This window comes from Pseudomonas nitroreducens, from assembly GCF_024170165.1.
Lineage (GTDB): Bacteria > Pseudomonadota > Gammaproteobacteria > Pseudomonadales > Pseudomonadaceae > Pseudomonas > Pseudomonas nitroreducens_C.
The window spans coordinates 17,809-35,014 of the sequence record NZ_JALJXP010000019.1 but is presented as its reverse complement, the minus strand read 5'-3'; the positions used below and the strand labels follow the sequence as shown (position 1 = coordinate 35,014).

Sequence of the window (17,206 nt, the reverse complement as noted above, 5' to 3'; positions counted from 1 at the left end):
GGCGGCCTCAGTGCCAGGGCAGCGCGATGGGCCGCGCCGGCGCCAGGCCGCCGCGGCACTTGAGCACGCGCAGCTGCGCCGGGTTGGCGTCCAGCGCCAGACGCAACGCGGCGGGCGACGGGTTGAGTGCCTCGCGCTGTGAGCGGTAGGCGATGGCCAGGGTCTGCCCGGTTTCGGCGGCGACTTGCAGACGGCGCAGGGCACGGTCGTCGGCCTGCTGCGGCCAGCACAGTACGGCGCCGCAGCTGCCCGAGCGCAGGCACTGTTCGGCAGCCCAGAGCGCATCGCGGCCGGTCGCCTGGACGATGGCCAATTGATCGATTGAGACGCCGGCAGCCTGCCAGGCAGCCGGGTAGGGTACATGGGGAGGCGCGACCAGTACGATGCGTTCGCCTGCTGCGCTGAGCCGCGCCAGGGTCGGCCAGACCAGTTGCAGCTCGCCGGTGCCTTCGGCGGCCAGGAGGATTTCGCTGAGCGCCGCTTCCGGCCAGCCGCCGCTGGGCAGGGCGGCGTCCAGCACCGCGTGGCCGGTGGGCTGCTGGCTGGGCGGCAGGCCCTGGGGCTGGCCCTTCCAGACCTGCCGCTGGTGAAACAGGGTGTCGAGCGCGACCACGCTGCCCATCACGGCCTCCCGGCCGGCAAGCGGCGACGGTCATGCGCCCGGCGAGAGGGCCGGGGGAGGGAAATGGGGTGGAGGCGCATGGGATGGCTCGGATAAACTGTATGGATATACAGTTTATCCGGTGGGATGGTGCCGTCAATGGTGGTTGGACTGACGGACGTTGGGGCTCACTGTAGGAGCGGGCCATGCCCGCGATCTGTCGGCAGGGTCGACGCCTTCCTCCGCTCCGCTCCGATGTTGATCCTGTATTGCTGCGTTGGCTTGGGTATTTCTGCGTCGCTTCTGCGTACGCGTGAACTCCGTGTTTCGCCCCCTCGGGCGAGTTACTTTTCCAAACGACGGAAGGCCGCCCCCCGAAAAGTAACCAAAAGGCTTGCCCCGGACATCCGGTTTTTCGCTTAGGCGAAAAATACCCTCGTTGAAGTGCAGTTTCAGGGGCACGCGTCGAAGGGCCATCCCTGGCCCATCGCCGCTCTCGCGACATCCCTGTCGCTCAACCCCCGAAACTCCGCTTCAACGAGGCCTCCTGAACGGGGCATTCGGCGTGCGCGGGTATTTCTCTGGAAGTCTTCAAAAGCCAGAGCCAGAGCGTCGCTCTTCGTAGGAGCGAGCTTGCTCGCGAACCGCACGGCACAAGATCAAAAGGGATTTCCGCCTGCGAGGGTTACAACAACAGATACCCCTGCGGCGCCTTGAACCGAGGCGGATCGGCGATGAACTTCAGCCGTTCCGGCTTCCACCACCCCGGCAGCAACTTCCGCACCGCCGGCTGGTTGAAGCGGTCGTCGAGCAGGTAGATCACCCCCGAGTCCGTCGGCGTACGAATCACCCGCCCGGCCGCCTGCACGACCTTCTGCAAGCCGGGGAACAGGTAGGTGTAGTCGTAGCCGTCGCCGAACATCCCCTGCATGCGCTGCTTGATCTCCTCGTTGACCTCGTTCACCTGGGGCAGGCCCAGCGTGGCGATGAAGGCGCCGATCAGGCGCTCGCCCGGCAGGTCGATGCCCTCGCCGAAGGCGCCGCCAAGCACGGCGAAGCCGATGCCGCGCGAGGAAGTGGTGAAGCGGTCGAGGAAGGCCTGGCGTTCCAGTTCGTTCATGCTGCGCGACTGAGCCCAGTGCGGGATGTCCGGGTGCTCGGCGGTGAAGCGCTCCAGTGCCTGCTGCAGGTAGGCGTAGCTGCTGAAGAAGGCCAGGTAGTTGCCGGGGCGCGCGCGGAACTGCCGGGCCATCAGGGTGCTGATCGGCGTGAGGCTGGCCTCGCGGTGCTGGTAGCGGGTGGACAGGTTGCTCAGCGCGTGGACTTCCAGCTGTTCGGCGTGGAAGGGCGATTCCACCTCGCGCCAGCCGGTGTCTTCGGGCAGGCCGAGCAGGTCGGCGTAGTAGTGCGCCGGGGTCAGGGTGGCGGAGAACAGCGTGGTGCTGTGGGCCACCTTGAAGCGTTCGGCGAGGAAGGGCGCCGGCACCACGTTGCGCAGGCACAGGGTCGAGAGCACGCGGCGCGCGCTGACGTCGTGGCGGGTGATGTCGAACAGCGAGTGCGGCCCGTAGGCCTCGGCCAGCCGGCAGAACAGCATGGCGTCGAGGTAGAAGCTCAGCAGCTCGGCCTCGTTGCCGGTGGGCTGGTCGGTGAGGTGGTCGGTGATGGCGCTGACGGCCTTCTGCAGCGCGGCGATGAACAGGTCGGGGATGGTCGGGTAGATCTGGTAATCGACATCCTGGTCCTGATGCAGCTGGTTCCAGTGCCGGCCGACGCGTTCCAGCGCGCTTTTCAGCTTGGCCGGTGCGACCTTGCGCAGGGCGTTGAACTCGCCCTGGTCCAGCTCGGCGCTGTACATGCCGCGCCCACGCTCGATGAGGTTGTGCGCCTCGTCCACCAGCAGGGTGACCTTCCAGTCGTTGAGCACGGTGAGGCCGTAGAGCAGGGCGGTCATGTCGAAGTAGTAGTTGTAGTCGCCCACCACCACGTCGGACCAGCGGCACAACTCCTGACTCAGGTAGTAGGGGCAGACCTGGTGCTCCAGCGCCACCTGGCGCACCGCTTCCTGGGTCAGCCAGCACTGCTTGAGCGCGGCCTCGCGGGCGGCGGGCAGGCGGTCGTAGAAACCCTTGGCCAGCGGGCAGGATTCGCCGTGGCAGGATTTGTCCGGGTGCTCGCAGGCCTTGTCGCGGGCGACGTGCTCCAGCACCCGCAGCGGCTGCGCGGCCTCCTGCTGGCGCAAAGTGGCGAGGGCGTCCAGCGCCAGGCGCCGGCCGGGAGTCTTGGCGGTGAGGAAGAACAATCGGTCCAGCTGCTGGCCGGGGAAGGCCTTGAGCTGCGGGAACAGCGTGCCGAGGGTCTTGCCGATGCCGGTGGTGGCCTGCGCCATCAGCGTCTGGCCGTCGCGGGCGGCGCGGTAGACCGACTCGGCGAGCATGCGCTGGCCCTGGCGGAAATCGGCGTAGGGGAAGCGCAGCGCCTCAAGCCCCTGGTCGCGTTCGATTCGGTGGGCGCTTTCCTGCTCGGCCCACTTTACGAAGCGCTGGCATTGCAGCTCGAAGAAGGCGCGCAGCTCGGCGGCGGCGAAGCGCTCGCGGAACTCGGTTTCCTTCTGGGTGATGACGTTGAAGTAGACGACGGCCAGATCGATGGTGTCGATCTCCAGGGTCTGGCACAGCAGCCAGCCGTACACCTTCACCTGCGCCCAGTGCAGCAGCCGGTGGTTCTGCGGGATGCGCGCGACGTCGCCGCGGTGGGTCTTGATCTCTTCCAGCAGGTTTTCGTTCGGGTCGTAGCCGTCGGCGCGGCCGCTGACCACCAGCCCCGGATATTCGCCGCGCAACGGCAATTCGGCGATGTAGCCCAGCCCGCGCCGGGAGACCACCGTGGCGTGCCCGGCCATGCCTTCCTGGGCGGTGGGCGCGGGGGTGAAGCGCAGGTCGAGGTCACCTTCCTTGGCGGTGAATTCGCACAGCGCGCGCACGGCGATGGCGTAGCTCATTCGGCCTCGTCCGCCTCGCCCTGCCAGCGCACGTAGCAGACTTCCACCGGCATGCCGTGCTCGGCGCAGAAGGCCAGCCAGCGCTTCTGGTTGTCCTGCAGGCGGTCGCCGGGGCCTTTCACCTCGATCATCCGGTAGCGCGCCTCGGCGGGCCAGAACTGGATCAGGTCGGGCATGCCGGCGCGGTTGGCCCTGGGGTCGGCCAGCAGGCGCTCGAACCACAGCTTCAGGTGCGCCGCCGGCAGGCAGTGCAGGGCCTGCTCCAGCAGGTTCTCGTCCAATAGCTCCCAGTGCACGAAGGGCGAGAGGATGCCGGACTTGGCGGCCCAGGTTGCGCGGATCGCCGCGAGATAGGCATCGCTGTCCAGCAGCGCCAGGCGTGCGCCGAAGGCTTCGGCGCGGCGGCTGACGAAGTCGCTGCGGTTGAGGTCGCTCGGCCCGGCCTGGAAGGGGTGGAAGAAGGCGCCGGGCAACGGGGCGAAGATCACGTCCCAGCAGAGCAGGCCGAACAGGCTGCAGACCAGTGCGTTCTCCACATAGTGCACCGGGGCCTCGTTCTCATTAAGCACGGCCTGTACGGCGAACTCGACGTTGACGTCCGGGCGCGGCAGCTCCAGGTCGATGCGCAACGGCGGCGCGGGCTTGGCGGTTTTTTCCTTCGGCAGGCCGAGCTGGCGGACCAGCCGGCTCAGCGCGCGCTCGACCAGTTGCAGCTCGCCGTCGCTCTCCGGCGCGGCCAGGGCGGCTTGCACCAGGGCGTGGGCCTCCTCGAAGCGTTGCAGGCGTTCCAGCACGCGAATCTGCCGCTGCCGTGAGCCCCCGGCTACGGTGCACTGGTACAGCGCCAGGGCAGCGTCCAGTTCGCCTTCGCGCTCCAGCTGGTAGGCCATGCGGTACAGCAGGCGGCCGTGGCGGGCTTGCAGGTAGGGGTTGTCGCTGCGGAAGTCGCCCAGCTCGGCCAGCAGCTCGGCGATGGGCTCGCCGGTTTCGAAGCGCACCGCGCCGTTCCACAGGTGGATGTAGGCCTCCAGGTCGTCCCGACAGCGGAAGGCGCGGGAGTCGGCGGTGAAGGGGACGGTTTCGTAGCGGAAGATGCCGAGGTCGGCGAGGACGAACTCGGACCAGTCCTGCTGCAGATTGCCGAAGAACAGCAGGCGCAAGCGGTCGCAGAGTGGCGTCGCCATCAGTGTGTAGAGCTGGTCGAGGTCCGGGTACCAGCCGGCGAAAGGCTGCACCTGACCGTGGTAGGCGTGCAGGTGCTCGTAGAGCTCGGCCTTCTTCAGCGCGCCGCGCGGCAGGTCGGCGCGGAAGCGCGCGAGCAGTTCGTCCTTGAGCAGCAGCGGCAGCAGTTCCTCCAGCGCCAGAGGACAAGCATCGTCCAGCCAGCCCAGCTCCAGCAGCGGCGCGGCAGCGCTGGGGATGTCGCCGATCTCCGCGTAGCTCAGCTTGCCGGCGCGAAAGTGCGGCCCCTTGCGCATGACCAGCCGCACCAGCAGCGCCCGCGAGGGCAACGGCAGCTCGCGGAAGTCGGCGATGAACCGGGCTTCCTCGGCGTCGAGCAGGTCGGCGTAGCGTTCGTCGATCCAGTCGAGGGCGCGGTGGAAGTTGGTCAGGTAGTAGAGGTTGGGGTCGAGCGGCACGGACATCGGTTGGCACTGGTTTTACATACAGTGGCAAGGATGGCGTGATGGGGGCCTGGCCGCAAGGGTTGGTTCGGCCTTTCATCGGGAGAAGTCGGGCTTTTCTGTAGGAGCGAGGGGGACGCCCAGTTCTTGCTCGCGAACCGCAAAGGCGACCACATGACCCGACCTACACCCAAATCGCAGATCACCCCGGAACTTTACCTGCGCCCTAGGGGAAATCTCCCTGCCTCCAACCTGATACCCAACTGTTAGCGTTGCCCGTTCCTGCCCAACGGGCGCAACAACGGATGGTTGCCCATGGCCGCCTCGAACCAATGGAAGATGTCTGCGCTGGCCTACTTCCTCGATTTCTTCACCGCTCCGCTGTTCATCCTCATCGCGCTCTGCCTCGGCCCGATCCACTTTGGCCAGCTATTGGCGGGCCTGTTGGTCTGGTCGCTGCTGGAATACCTGGTTCATCGCTTCCTGTTCCACTCCCTCTACCGCCGCGAGCACTGGACCCACCACCTGGACCCGCTGGACTACATCGGCATCTCCAGCTGGAAAACCAGCGCGGTCTACGCCGGCCTCCTGCTTCTGGCCTGGCTCACCCAGCTGACGTCCGCCTTCGCTGGCCTGGTGATCGGCTACTTCCTCTACATCGCCCTGCACTACGTCATGCACCGGCCCAGCCACTGGGCTTATCGCTTCATCCCGCACCTGGTGGCCAACCACGACCTGCACCACATCAAGGGCATCGAAAAGAACTTCGGGGTCTCTTCGCCGCTGTGGGACTTCGTGTTTGGCACCTATATCGCGCAGGTTCCTGAAGTGGCGGAGCGGCTTGAGGCGAAGCAATGACATTCCATCGATTTCGGCGGCTTGCACGCCGGGAATTCAAGACGCCGTTTCAGCGAAAGAGCCAATTGCTCCCATTGCCAGGGAGCCAGGAGATTCAAGAATGGACGCGTTCAAACATTGGTATGAGCAGCTTCAACAAGCGGCCACGGAGCTTGGCCAGCCTTATATCGACGTGATCCTGGACCAGACAGGCGGCGTATGGGGATATCCCCCCTACGCCCTGGTGCCGCGTATTCATCCCGCGATGCCCTGGTATTCCCTGTTCACCGGCACGCCGGAAGAGCACTTGCTGCAACAGGCACCGTTGCTCATGCGCATGGATCTTCAAACATGGCAGCACAAAGCCCTGCTGGAGGATCTGTTCGAAGGCTGGCGGCTGGAGTCGCGCCTGATGCTGCTGCTCTCGCCCTTGCCGTTCGAAGCGTTGAGCCAGCGGCTGACAGCACTGCTGCAAATGGAATTGGGTGGGTGTGGGGGAATTCTGCGCTTTTACGATCCAAGGATATTTCCCGAACTGCTCAGCGGCATTCTTACCGATGAGCAGAGCGCCCCATTCCTGCAAACCGCCAACTTCTGGGGCTGGCTCGACCGCGACGGTCAGCAGTGGTGGCTGAAGGGCGACTGCCATCCCCGGCAAATGGGGGGCGAATTGCCCCCGGTCTTGAGGGTCACCGATGCGCAGTACGAACTGATCGGCTGCATCAGCGATGCGAACCAGCTCCTCGATGACCAGCGCTTTGCCTCATTGGGCGACAGCCTGGAGCAGCGTTTCGCCGCGCTGCATGCGCTGGCCCGCGAGAAAAGTGCAGCCAACGACTTCGGAATGTTTCCCGACTACGTGATGCAGCAGTTAGCGAGGAAGGAATGATCTATTAAGCGCGCGAAATAATAAGTTTGCTCATTTGAGCGCAGAACTTTCATACAAGGCCAGATTGTTGAAGGGAGGGAATTTGAAGTGGTCAGGATTTCAAAGCGAACATGGCAATGGTTTTGTGGTTTGGCGACATTGACATTGTTGGGTTGCTCTTCGGCCAAGGAGGAAGTGGCGGCAGGGAATATTGCGGCGGTGAATCATGTGGAGGGTACGGCCATTAACTGGTTTTCCGTCAATGGTTATCGGGCTTCGGGCGGTGGGGGGCGGCAGTGTTGCGTTATCTTGCCTACCCACTGGCGGCCCGGCTTGATTGCCAATATTGAGTGGGAAATGGACCCTGATACATCGGTAAAGTTGCCATCTGTTACATCCAGTGAGTTTCAGGCGGCGTATGCAAGGCACGCTGCAAATTATCAACACCACAGTGCCAGTGTGGAAATTCCAGAATGGCCTGGGACCGAAACTTGTGATTTGAAAGTCCACTTTCTGCCTTGCAATAAAGTCAAGGTAACGACTTCCTGCTGGGGATACGGTTCGCCAAATAATCCGATCAAGGAGCCTCTTGAAATGAAGGAGCCTGCATCATGCCCGAAATAAATTCCAAGGCAGCCAAGGTGTCCGCGCCACCGGTATTCCCGGTGGGGGGTTGCCGTTTGGCCCTAGATGAAAAAGCACTGCGCGCAGTGCTTTTTCATGCAAGGCCCGACTGATGATAAGAGGGAATTGAAGTGGTCAGGATTTCAAGGCGAACGTGGCAATGGTTTTGTGGGTTGGCGGAATTGACATTGTTGGGTTGCTCTTCGGCCAAGGAGGAGGCGGCTGCTGGAAATATTTCCGCCATCAATCATGTGGACGGGACGGCTATTAATTGGTTATCGGTCAATGGGTATCGCGCTGATGGCGGAGGAGGCGATTCGTGTTGCATCGTCATGCCAATCAAATGGCGCCCCGGCCTGATTGCCAATATTGAATGGGAGGTTGATCCAGATGCTTATGGCCCTACTCCGCCATTAGGGACAGATGAGTTCAGAGATTTCATGGCAAAGCATAGAGCCAATTATCAACTTCATAAGGTCAGTGTAGAGATTCCAGAGTGGCCTGGTACGGAGCGTTGTGGCTTGAAGGTGCATTTTCTCCCTTGTGGTCAGATAAAAGTTACCACCTCTTGCTGGGGATATGGCTCGCCAAATAATCCTATTAAGGAACCTTTGCATATGAAGGACCCAGCGTCATGCCCGAAATAAATTCCAAGGCAGCCAAGGTGTCCGCGCCACCGGCATTCCCTGTGGGTGTTTGCCGTTTGGCCTTGCATGAAAAAACACTGCAAACAGTGGTTTTTCATGCAGGGCCCGATTGTTGATAAGAGGGAATTTGAAGTGGTCAGGATTTCAAAGCGAACGTGGCAATGGTTTTGTGGATTGGCGGCATTGACCCTGTTGGGTTGCTCTTCGGCAAAAGAGGAAGTGGCGGCAGGGAATATACAAGCGGTCAATCATATGGAAGGGACGGCGATCAACTGGTTATCCGTGAATGGTTATCGGGCGGACGGCGGTGGGGGATATAGCTGTTGTGTTGTTCTTCCTGCCAAGTGGCGGCCCGGCTTGGTTGCCAATATTGAGTGGGAAGTTGATCCGGATAGATGGGCGAAGCTCCCTGAGTTTACGGACCCCAACTACGAGTCTGCGTATGCCAAGCATAAGAAGAATTATCAGTTCCATAAAGCTAGTGTGGAGATTCCAGAATGGTCAGGGACTGAAACCTGTGACCTGGAAGTTCATTTCCTGCCCTGCAATCAGGTCAAGGTAACGACCGCCTGTTGGGGCTATGGCTCACCGAATAATCCCATCAAGGAACCTTTGCATATGAAGGAGCCAGCGTCATGTCCGAAATAAACTCCAAGGCAGCCAAGGTGTCCGCGCCACCGGTATTTCCGGTGGGTGGGCGTTTACCGGGCACGACTCAGGTGGTGCTGGAGAATTATTACCAACAAACCAGGGAAGAGAGTGTTTACAAGCAAAGCCGGGATGAACACGGTTGCCGGCGATGGTCGGCGTGCTGCCATACCTTGCACATCAGCCTGTTTTTCGACGGCACCAATAACAATGACAACAATGATACCAATGCCGGGCATCCGACCAATATCGCGCGGCTTTTCCATGCTTCCATGCGAGGTAAGGAGGCTTCGGATGGTGGACATTTTTCCTACTACATGCCGGGTGTCGGCACGGCTTTCCCGGAAATTGGTGAGTTCGATTACAGCGACGATGGGCTGAGGTTCGCTACTGGGGGCGAAAATCGCATCAACTGGGCTTTGGTCTCGGTGGCCCATGCCTTGACCTATGCCATCGATCAACAACGGGTCATCACGACGGAAGCCAGGGCCAAGGCGGTGGAAAGCATGGCCACCTATCCCGCCCCACTGATGATTGCGCTGGGGGGCGGGCGTCGGCGGAAGGTCATGGGTGATCTGCTGAGCGATTTGAAGGTGCTGTTGGAGACCAAGCCTCCTCAGCCCAAACCGCTGGCGGTGAAGTTGTATGTGTACGGCTTCTCCCGCGGGGCGGCGGAGGCGCGGACCTTTGTCAACTGGTTGAGCGAGTTGTTCGACACGCCCGAGGGGGCGGACAAGCCCGAGCAGAAGCTGATCGGCCTGCCGGTCAGCGTGGAGTTCCTCGGGCTGATGGATACCGTGGCCTCGGTGGGCATTGCCCATGTGGCGCCGCTGTTCGCCGGGCATATGGACTGGGCCGACGATACGCAATTGCTGCCCAGCGAGGACAAGCTGCCCGGCTTTGTCAGGCGCTGCCGGCACTTTGTGGCCGCCCATGAGCAGCGTTCGTGCTTCCCGCTGGATTCGTTGCGCAACGAGGAGGGCGAGTACCCGACGATGGTCGAGGAGGTGGTCTACCCCGGCGTGCATTCGGATGTGGGCGGCGGCTATCAGGTGGGTGAACAAGGCAAGGCGCGGGGTGGTTCCAAAGAGTTGCTCTCGCAGATCGTCCTGCATGACATGTACGCCGAGGCATTTGCGGCTGGAGCACCGCTGCAGGTGCCGGAGGGTATGTTGCCTGCGAGATTGCAATGTGAGCGCTCATGGCGGGCGATGGAGCCAGGCACACGAGATGAGTTCTTTATCGGCGATCAAGTCATCGAACGCTTCAACGCCTGGCGCCACACCGTGCCGGGTGTGACCACCGTGCCGCCCGACACACCGCCCTGGGAGTACAAGGCGCAGCCGCTGAACCTGACGCTGGAGCAGGTGCTGGCCCGGCAGCTGTACTGGATCACCGGCTGGCGCATCGGCCGCTTCGCCAACGGCAGCTACAAGACCCAGCCGTTCTACACCCTGGCGGTGCAGCACGATGACGAGCGGATCAAGAACGACAGGGCGGAGTATGAAGAAAAGCTGCGCAAGTCGCGGGATGCGCGCGTACTGCGCCCTGCGGAGGCAACCAATCATCCCGGCCCGCCGATCTACGAGCCGCAGGTGGACCAGACGCAGATGGGCCAGGCCGCCGAGGAGTTCCGCTACGACTACTCGGGGGAGAAGCGCGAGCAGACCAGCGGGTATGGCGAACTCCTCGATGTGTGGCTGCGCGACACCATCTACCTGCTCAACGACGATGACGAGCAACGCGACCATGAGGAGATCAAGCTGGCCGGTGAGCAATGTTGCCGGAAGCTGTTCCTCAATGACTGGGGGATGCCCACCAGTGACCCGACCTTGGCGCTGGTGGTGGCGCTGTTCGATGACCAGGTGCACGACTCGCGCGCCTGGTTCATGCACGACAAGCTGAAGTCGCGGGAGATGTGGGGCGGCTACTTCTTCTACCGGATGGTCTATTTCGGCGGCGACAGCAGCCGGCGGATGACGCTGGTGATGGCGGCCGGCAAGCTGATCGGGTTGACGATGATCGCCGGGGTGACGGTGTACGGCATCCGCCTGATGCGCGGCAACGCCCTGAAGGCCGCCGCCGCTGGGGTGACCGGGGCAGCGGCTGGCGTGCTGCTGGCGGGCGTCACCTATCAGGTGATCGACAAGACCACCGGCCTGGCCTTGCCCTTCCTGCCGGATGCCGCCGAGCTGCTCAAACCCACCGACCATATTGGTGCGGTAGCGGCGCAGCTGAAGCGCCGTATCGCCGTGGAAGACTATGCCGCGCGCATGGCGCGCAGCCGTGAGTACCTGCGGCAGACGGGCAGTCTGTTCGAGCTTGCGCAGGAGACGCTGCGTTGATGACCCAGCAGAGCGAATAACCGTTCACGGTTATCCGCCATATTGGTGCCTTGGTGCGGTGACGTGGCGGATAACGCCGTAGGCGTTAAGCGCCCTACGGGTGATTCAGTCGGAGCACTCGTTCGTAGGGCGAATAACCGTTCACGGTTATCCGCCGTTCTTGCGTCATGCAGCGGTAAAACGGTGGATCAATCCAACCGGAACACCAGCGCCTTCAAGCCGCTGTCTTCCTCGATGTCGGCGAACTCCGGCGGGTTTTCCAGGCGCTCGATGAAGCGCAGCTGCGGCGCCTCGGCGGCCATGCCCTGGAGCAGGAAGTCGACGCCCACGCCCGGGTCGTTGACGCAGGCCAGTACGGTGCCGGCGCCGTCCAGCAATTCCGGCAGGCGGCGCAGGACGCGGGCGTAGTCCTTGTCGAGGACGAAGCTGCCTTTCTGGAAGCTCGGCGGGTCGATGATGATCAGGTCGTACGGGCCGGATTTCTTCACCTTGCCCCAGGACTTGAACAGGTCGTGGTCGAGGAAGCTCACCCTGGACAGGTCGTGGCCGTTCAGGCGGTGGTTGTCGCGGCCCCGGCTGAGCGCGGCGCGGGCCATGTCGAGGTTGACCACCTTCTGCGCGCCGCCGGCCATCGCCGCCACGGAGAAGCCGCAGGTGTAGGCGAACAGGTTGAGCACACGCAGGCCTGCGGAGTTGGCCTGCACCCACTGGCGGCCGTAGCGCATGTCGAGGAACAGGCCGTTGTTCTGCTTGCGGCCCAGGTCCAGCTGGTAGCGCAGGCCGTGTTCGCTGATCTGCCAGCCGTCGAAGGCCTCGCCGTGGAGCACTTCCATGGAGCTTTCCAGGGTGTAGCGGTGCTGCAGCATCAGGCTGCGGGCGCCGCTGGCGCGCCAGATGTCGCCTTGCGCCAGCTCCAGCAGCATCGCTCGCAGTGCAGCCAGCTCATCCTCGGCTGGCTCGCGGAACAGCGACACCAGCAGCACGCCTTCCAGCCAGTCGGCGGTGAGCTGCTCCAGCCCCGGCCAGCGGCGGCCGCGGCCATGGAACAGGCGGCGGGTTTCCGCAGGGGCGGGGTTGAGGGCGGTGAGCAGTTGCTCGCGCAGGGTGGCGATGGCTTCGGTGTTCATCTATCCGGGCTTTCTGAATTCAGGCGATGGGAGCAATTCGGGGCGGCGATTCTACGCGCTCAGGCGCCATGGCGCTGCACCTGCAGTTTTTCCTCCGGGCGCGGGGCGACGAAGTAGCGATTGAGCGCCTCGTAGCCGGCCGGGTCCAGCGGCGCGGCCAGCGGGGCGACGGCGTGGCGCGCCAGCAGGCGGTTGCGGCAGGTGGCCGGGTCGATATCGAGAAAATGCAGGCAGTGCGCCGCGCCGGCCTGCTGCGCCAGGTCGATCAGCCAGCGGCGATCGGCCAGAGTGTTGGCGGGGATGTCCAGCACCACGCTGGTGCCAGCGCGCAGCAGGCCGACCACGTGCGGGCCCATGACCTTGCGCACGCGGCGGGCGTAGAGCTGGTAGTCATCGGGATTGCTGATGCCCCAGGGGAACAGCTCGGCCAGCCACTGTTCCTCGGCCAGCATCACGGTGCCCGGCGCCTCGGCCAGTTCGCGGGCCAGGCAGGACTTGCCTGACGCCGCCTTGCCGCACAGCAGGTGCAGCGTGCCTGTCTGTGTGCTCATGGGGTGGCCTCCAGCAGGTCGGTGCCATAGGAATTGTCGACCGCGCAAAGCCAGGCGCCGTTGGCATCACGGCGGAACACGTAGGTGGCGCGACGGCTCAGCTTGCCGTGGCTGGTGTCGAGCAGGGTCTGTGCGACCACCAGGGCGGTGTCGCCGGTTTCGAGGATTTCCAGGCGCCCCTGGCGCACCCGCAGGTTGTGCCCGAAGTGCTCGGCGATGGCGACGAAGGCCTGGCGGATCTGCGCCTTGCCGCGCGCCAGCAGGCCGGGCTTGACCACCAGCAGGGCGTCTTCGCTGTAGAACCCGAGCAGTGCGTCGAAATCCTCGCGGCCGATCGCCTCGTCGGCGGCCTGGATAAGCGCTTGCAGGGGGTGCGGTGCCGCGGAAAGCGTAGGGGAAGGTGCCTGGTCCATCAGTGTCTCCTCGATCGGGAGCCTCGGACGGCGGGCATTAAAAAACCCGCCGGGAGGCGGGTTTGGTTGTTCGCGGAATGCGCTAACCCACCATCGGAGCGATGGTGGTAATAATCGGCTGGAAGGTGCGGTTGGCGGCATTCATGCTTCAGAAGCTATCAGAAGTTTCATACGTCGCGCCAGCGCTCTTTTTTGCTGGCGGCATGGCATGATCGCGCCGCGCCACTGTCTGAGCATCGTGTCTTTCTCCAATCTGTCGCGGAATCCTTTCATGCCATCCCTCCTTGCAACCCGCCTCCTGCGCGCTCTGGCGCTGCTCGCCGGGTTGGCCGCGTCCGTCGATGCCCTTGCCGCGACCTGCCCGCCGGGGCAGCGCCAGGTCTGCCTGGACACCTGCACCTGCCTGCCGGACCTGGGTGCGGTGCTCGGCCCGGTGCTGTCGGATACCCGCAAGATGGCTGCCCAGGCGCTGGGCGTGTGGCTGCAGCAATCCCGCGATCAGGCGGCGCAGGGCGGCACCGAGCCGATCCCGCTGGAGATCCGTGCCCAGTTGCAGCCGTACTTTGCCGACGACGTGCTGATGGCCGCGCGCTATTCCACCGGCGCGCTGGACGAGCTGAACGCTGCCCAGGCGATCATGCAGAACCCCGATACCGAGGCCGTTACGCTGGTGGACGTGATCGTCTTCCGCCGCGAGGAAGACGCGCAGAAGGATGTCGCCCTCTGGGCCCACGAGCTGTGGCACGTGAAGCAGTACCAGGAGTGGGGCGTGCAAGGCTTCGCCACGCGCTATTCCGAGGACTTCGACGCGGTGGAGGCGCCGGCCTACGAGATGCAGCGGCGGGTCGCCAAGGACCTGCGCGACGGCAAGATCACCGCGCAGCAGAACTGACCTCAACGGCTGGCGCTGGCCTCCGGCGCCGGCGTGCCGCCGCCGAGCGCCTTGCACAGGGCGATCAGCGTCAGGCGCAGCTGGGTATCGCTGTCCACCAGGTCGCGGCGCGCTTGCAGGTAGGCGCGCTGGGCGTCCAGCTCCACCAGGAAGTCGGTCATGCCGCCGGCATAGCGCGCCCTGGCCATGCCGTAGGCGACGTCGCTGCTGTGCAGTTTTTCCTGCAGGCGCTGGTTGCGCTGGCGTTCGGCGCCGTAGTGGCTGAGGGCGTCGTCCACTTCCTGCCAGGCCTTGAGCACGGTCTGCTGGTAGGACACCGCGGCTTCCTGCTGTTCCAGCTTGCGCAGGTTGATCTGCGAGCGCCGCCGGCCGTTGTCGAAGATCGGCAGCGACAGGCTCGGGCCGACGCTCCAGGTGCGGCTGCCCCAGTCGCTGAACTTGCCGTCGTCCGCCGACTCGTAGCCGAACTTGGCGCCCAGGCGGATGGACGGGTAGAGGTCGGCCACTGCCACGCCGATGTTGGCGGTGGCAGCGTGCAGCTGGGCCTCGGCGGCGCGGATATCCGGGCGGCGACGGGCCACTTCCGAAGGAAGGCCGAGACTGAGGTCCGGCGTTTGCGGGGCGCTTTGAGCAACGGGTTCAAGGTCGTCGCGCAGGCTGCCCGGCTCGGCGCCGATCAGTACGCCGATCTGGTTGATCGCCGCGCTCTCGCTGGCGAGCAACTGCGGCAGGCTGGAGCGCAGGTCGGCGAGCTGGCCGCGCTGGCGTTCGACGTCGAAGTCGTCCACCAGTCCGCCGTCGGCGCGTACCTGGATCAGCTGCAGGGATTGCTCGGTGGCGCTGATGTCCTGGTTGGCCACGGCGATCTGCTGCTGCACGCCGCGCAGCTCGAAGTAGGCGCGGGCCAGTTCCGCCGAAACGCCCAGGCGGGTTTCCTCGAACATCGCCTGCTGCGCCGCCACGCTGGCGTCGGCGGCCTCGATGGAGCGGCTCACGCGGCCCCACAGGTCCGGCTCCCAGGAGGCGTCGAAGCCGGCCTGGTAGAGGGTGAAGGGCTCGGCCAGCACCTTGCTGATCTCACTGCTGTCCGCACCGGGGGCGATACGCTCGATCATCAGCGCGTTGGCGCCGTTCTCGCTCATGCGCTGGCGGGTCACGCCGCCGGAGGCGTTGACGTCGACGCCACGCTGGGCCGCCACCATCTGCCGCTGCATGCGGCTCTGGGCGAAGCGCAGCACGGCGCTGTTGAGATCGGGGCTGGCCTTGTCGGCACGGCGCTGCAGGTTGTTCAGCACCGGGTCGTTGAACAGCGTCCACCAGTCTTCGCCAAGGCGCACATTGCCCTGTGCCGGATGCAGCTGCGCGTCGCCGGCATGCGCGGCCTGCCAGCTGGCCGGCGTCCGGGGCTGCGGCGCTTCATAGTCGGGCCCGACCGCGCAGCCGGCGAGGCCGGTGCCGAGCAGGGCGAGGGAGACGAGGCGAGACGTGCGGTTCATCGATGGCACCTTTTCAGAATTGCACCTTTTCAGATTCGCCGGGCGCTAGTCATCGGACGAGCCCTCGAAACGCCGTGCGACGTAGCCCAGCAGCAGGCCTGCGGCAATGCCGACGAGGCCCAGCGTCAGGCCCATGGAGCGGTTGCTGACCATGCCGACGTTCTTCACATGGGTCGGCAGACCGAGCAGGCCGATGAAGAACAGCATCGCCAGCGACAGGGCGATCAGGTAGATGCCGCCGGCCCGCCAGGTGTCGGTCGGGATGCCCTTGCGGCGGCAGTACAGGTAGCCCAGCCCGAACGGCAGGGCGAGTTGGGTGACGGCGAAGACGATGAACTGGCTGGTTTCGCTCATGGGCGGCGGCTTCTGAAGTGGGGTTCCGGGTCAGGGTATTGCATCGCGGGGACATCTCCAGTGATCGACTACGCAAGCCGGTGGCGGAACAGCCACGAGGCGAGCGGCAGGGTGACGCCGGCCACCACCAGCATGGGAATCAGGTTGTGCCAGACATCGGCCAGAGTCGCGCCTTCGAGGTAGACGCGCTGGATCAGGTCGATGCCGAAGCGCAGCGGGTTGGCGTAGGTCACCATCTGCAGGAACTCGGGCATGTTGCGCACCGGCGTGGCGAGGCCGGAGAGCAGCGTCAGCGGCATGATCAGCACGAAGGTGTAGAGCATCGCCTGCTGCATGTTCAGCGACACCGCGCTGATCGACATGCCCAGCCCGACGCAGGCGATGGTGAATACCGTCAGCCCGCCATAGAGGTTGAGCAGCGAGCCGGCCATGGGTATTCGGAACCAGAACAGCGCCATCAGCAGGACCAGCGTGGCCTGCAGCATGCCGATCAGCAGGGGCGGGATGGCCTTGCCGAGCATGATTTCCAGCGGCGTGTAGGGCGTCACCAGCAACTGGTCGAAGGTGCCCTGTTCGCGTTCGCGGGCCACCGAGAGCGCGGTGAGCATCAGCGTCTGCATCATGCTCAGGGTGGCGATCAGCGCGGGGATCAACGGCCAGCGGGTTTCCAGGTTGGGGTTGTACCAGGAGCGGCTGACGACGCTGATGGGCGCCGCAGCCAGGCCCTGTTCCTGGTTGAACTGCTGAACCACCACCGCCAGCCCGGCGGCGGCGGAGCCGGCGGTGTTGGAGTTGCGCCCGTCGAGGATGACCTGGATCGGCGCCGGGTCGCCCTGCGCCAGGCGGGTCTGGAAGTCCGAGGGGATGTGGATCACCAGCAGCGCCTTCTGCTCGTCGATCACCGTCTGGATTTCCTCCACGCGGGTCAGCGTTGCCACCCGGTGGAAGATGCCGCTGCCGTCCAGGCGCGAGGCGAGCTGGGTGGAGGATTCGCTGTGGCTCAGGTCGAGGATGGCGTAGGGCGCGTCGTTGAGGTCGAAGGTCACCGCGTAGCCGAACAGCACGCTCTGCATCAGTACCGGCGCCACCAGCACGATGCGGTTGGCCGGGTCCTTGAGGATCACCAGCAGTTCCTTGCGCCACAGGTTGAGGATGCGCCAGAGAAATTCCATGGGAG

Annotated in this window: 17 protein-coding genes; 7 read left to right on the top strand and 10 right to left on the bottom strand. The window is 64.4% G+C overall.

The annotated features are described in order from the left end of the window. Window positions 1–7 precede the first annotated feature (7 nt). The 3 genes from imuA to J2T47_RS27745 form a co-directional block, all read right to left on the bottom strand. Window positions 8–622, bottom strand: a complete 615-nt coding sequence (imuA, locus tag J2T47_RS27755) for a translesion DNA synthesis-associated protein ImuA (protein ID WP_253453789.1) — start codon at window positions 620–622, stop codon at window positions 8–10. A 664-nt stretch (window positions 623–1,286) separates the two neighbouring features. Next, window positions 1,287–3,602: an ATP-dependent DNA helicase gene (locus J2T47_RS27750; protein ID WP_253453787.1), complete on the bottom strand. Its 2,316-nt coding sequence runs from the start codon at window positions 3,600–3,602 to the stop codon at window positions 1,287–1,289. Further along, a complete protein-coding gene (locus J2T47_RS27745; protein WP_253453785.1) occupies window positions 3,599–5,248 on the bottom strand; it encodes a VRR-NUC domain-containing protein in 1,650 nt (549 codons plus the stop codon). Before J2T47_RS27745 ends, J2T47_RS27750 begins: the two co-directional genes overlap by 4 nt. A 294-nt stretch (window positions 5,249–5,542) precedes the next feature. On the opposite strand from J2T47_RS27745, the gene J2T47_RS27740 reads away from it, so the two are divergent. The 6 genes from J2T47_RS27740 to J2T47_RS27715 all read left to right on the top strand — a co-directional run bounded on the left by J2T47_RS27740 (window position 5,543) and on the right by J2T47_RS27715 (window position 11,196). Next, window positions 5,543–6,085, top strand: a complete 543-nt coding sequence (locus tag J2T47_RS27740) for a sterol desaturase family protein (RefSeq protein WP_253453783.1) — start codon at window positions 5,543–5,545, stop codon at window positions 6,083–6,085. A 100-nt stretch (window positions 6,086–6,185) separates the two neighbouring features. After that, window positions 6,186–6,953, top strand: a complete 768-nt coding sequence (locus tag J2T47_RS27735; RefSeq protein ID WP_253453781.1) for a DUF4123 domain-containing protein — start codon at window positions 6,186–6,188, stop codon at window positions 6,951–6,953. 87 nt (window positions 6,954–7,040) lie between these two features. Further along, window positions 7,041–7,556, top strand: coding sequence for a DUF3304 domain-containing protein (locus J2T47_RS27730; RefSeq protein WP_253453779.1), 516 nt, complete (start codon window positions 7,041–7,043; stop codon window positions 7,554–7,556). A gap of 131 nt (window positions 7,557–7,687) precedes the next feature. Next, on the top strand, window positions 7,688–8,203 hold the full coding sequence (locus J2T47_RS27725) for a DUF3304 domain-containing protein (protein WP_437181020.1): 516 nt from the start codon (window positions 7,688–7,690) through the stop codon (window positions 8,201–8,203). A 96-nt stretch (window positions 8,204–8,299) separates the two neighbouring features. Continuing rightward, window positions 8,300–8,851 carry a DUF3304 domain-containing protein gene (locus J2T47_RS27720; RefSeq protein WP_437181022.1) on the top strand — a complete coding sequence of 184 codons (552 nt, stop codon included), beginning with the start codon at window positions 8,300–8,302 and terminating at the stop codon, window positions 8,849–8,851. Continuing rightward, complete coding sequence (locus J2T47_RS27715) at window positions 8,839–11,196, top strand: T6SS phospholipase effector Tle1-like catalytic domain-containing protein (RefSeq protein ID WP_253453772.1); 2,358 nt, start codon at window positions 8,839–8,841, stop codon at window positions 11,194–11,196. Before J2T47_RS27720 ends, J2T47_RS27715 begins: the two co-directional genes overlap by 13 nt. Before the next feature lie 188 nt (window positions 11,197–11,384). Here the strand turns inward: J2T47_RS27715 and J2T47_RS27710 are convergent, their stop codons facing one another. The 4 genes from J2T47_RS27710 to J2T47_RS29295 form a co-directional block, all read right to left on the bottom strand. Beyond that, a complete protein-coding gene (locus tag J2T47_RS27710; RefSeq protein WP_253453770.1) occupies window positions 11,385–12,323 on the bottom strand; it encodes a class I SAM-dependent methyltransferase in 939 nt (312 codons plus the stop codon). A 59-nt stretch (window positions 12,324–12,382) separates the two neighbouring features. After that, on the bottom strand, window positions 12,383–12,874 hold the full coding sequence (locus J2T47_RS27705) for an AAA family ATPase (protein ID WP_253453768.1): 492 nt from the start codon (window positions 12,872–12,874) through the stop codon (window positions 12,383–12,385). Further along, window positions 12,871–13,287 (bottom strand): YybH family protein, encoded by a 417-nt coding sequence (locus J2T47_RS27700; protein ID WP_253453766.1) that lies wholly within the window; start codon window positions 13,285–13,287, stop codon window positions 12,871–12,873. The genes J2T47_RS27705 and J2T47_RS27700 overlap by 4 nt, the downstream gene beginning before the upstream one ends. Window positions 13,288–13,428: 141 nt before the next feature. Next, window positions 13,429–13,560: a hypothetical protein gene (locus tag J2T47_RS29295; RefSeq protein ID WP_301295710.1), complete on the bottom strand. Its 132-nt coding sequence runs from the start codon at window positions 13,558–13,560 to the stop codon at window positions 13,429–13,431. Here J2T47_RS29295 and J2T47_RS27695 point away from each other — a divergent pair. Next, window positions 13,559–14,179 (top strand): eCIS core domain-containing protein, encoded by a 621-nt coding sequence (locus J2T47_RS27695; protein ID WP_253453764.1) that lies wholly within the window; start codon window positions 13,559–13,561, stop codon window positions 14,177–14,179. The two genes, J2T47_RS29295 and J2T47_RS27695, sit on opposite strands and share 2 nt — an antisense overlap. Window positions 14,180–14,181: 2 nt before the next feature. Here J2T47_RS27695 and J2T47_RS27690 read toward each other — a convergent pair whose 3' ends face one another. From J2T47_RS27690 to J2T47_RS27680, 3 genes are all read right to left on the bottom strand, one after another. After that, window positions 14,182–15,675, bottom strand: coding sequence for an efflux transporter outer membrane subunit (locus tag J2T47_RS27690; protein WP_253453761.1), 1,494 nt, complete (start codon window positions 15,673–15,675; stop codon window positions 14,182–14,184). A gap of 45 nt (window positions 15,676–15,720) precedes the next feature. Further along, on the bottom strand, window positions 15,721–16,029 hold the full coding sequence (locus J2T47_RS27685; RefSeq protein WP_192223148.1) for a hypothetical protein: 309 nt from the start codon (window positions 16,027–16,029) through the stop codon (window positions 15,721–15,723). Between the two features lie 68 nt (window positions 16,030–16,097). Next, window positions 16,098–17,201 (bottom strand): ABC transporter permease, encoded by a 1,104-nt coding sequence (locus J2T47_RS27680; protein ID WP_253453759.1) that lies wholly within the window; start codon window positions 17,199–17,201, stop codon window positions 16,098–16,100. Window positions 17,202–17,206: the final 5 nt, after the last annotated feature.

What these genes read in the sequence shown, in the direction of transcription:
- J2T47_RS29295 (WP_301295710.1), bottom strand. Translation starts at nt 13,560, where the DNA reads ATGAAAGGATTCCGCGACAGATTGGAGAAAGACACGATGCTCAGACAG.
- J2T47_RS27680 (WP_253453759.1), bottom strand. Translation starts at nt 17,201, where the DNA reads ATGGAATTTCTCTGGCGCATCCTCAACCTGTGGCGCAAGGAACTGCTG.
- J2T47_RS27695 (WP_253453764.1), top strand. Translation starts at nt 13,559, where the DNA reads ATGCCATCCCTCCTTGCAACCCGCCTCCTGCGCGCTCTGGCGCTGCTC.
- J2T47_RS27735 (WP_253453781.1), top strand. Translation starts at nt 6,186, where the DNA reads ATGGACGCGTTCAAACATTGGTATGAGCAGCTTCAACAAGCGGCCACG.
- J2T47_RS27690 (WP_253453761.1), bottom strand. Translation starts at nt 15,675, where the DNA reads ATGAACCGCACGTCTCGCCTCGTCTCCCTCGCCCTGCTCGGCACCGGC.
- J2T47_RS27750 (WP_253453787.1), bottom strand. Translation starts at nt 3,602, where the DNA reads ATGAGCTACGCCATCGCCGTGCGCGCGCTGTGCGAATTCACCGCCAAG.
- J2T47_RS27715 (WP_253453772.1), top strand. Translation starts at nt 8,839, where the DNA reads ATGTCCGAAATAAACTCCAAGGCAGCCAAGGTGTCCGCGCCACCGGTA.
- J2T47_RS27720 (WP_437181022.1), top strand. Translation starts at nt 8,300, where the DNA reads ATGCAGGGCCCGATTGTTGATAAGAGGGAATTTGAAGTGGTCAGGATT.
- J2T47_RS27700 (WP_253453766.1), bottom strand. Translation starts at nt 13,287, where the DNA reads ATGGACCAGGCACCTTCCCCTACGCTTTCCGCGGCACCGCACCCCCTG.
- J2T47_RS27685 (WP_192223148.1), bottom strand. Translation starts at nt 16,029, where the DNA reads ATGAGCGAAACCAGCCAGTTCATCGTCTTCGCCGTCACCCAACTCGCC.
- J2T47_RS27745 (WP_253453785.1), bottom strand. Translation starts at nt 5,248, where the DNA reads ATGTCCGTGCCGCTCGACCCCAACCTCTACTACCTGACCAACTTCCAC.
- J2T47_RS27740 (WP_253453783.1), top strand. Translation starts at nt 5,543, where the DNA reads ATGGCCGCCTCGAACCAATGGAAGATGTCTGCGCTGGCCTACTTCCTC.
- imuA (WP_253453789.1), bottom strand. Translation starts at nt 622, where the DNA reads ATGGGCAGCGTGGTCGCGCTCGACACCCTGTTTCACCAGCGGCAGGTC.
- J2T47_RS27710 (WP_253453770.1), bottom strand. Translation starts at nt 12,323, where the DNA reads ATGAACACCGAAGCCATCGCCACCCTGCGCGAGCAACTGCTCACCGCC.
- J2T47_RS27705 (WP_253453768.1), bottom strand. Translation starts at nt 12,874, where the DNA reads ATGAGCACACAGACAGGCACGCTGCACCTGCTGTGCGGCAAGGCGGCG.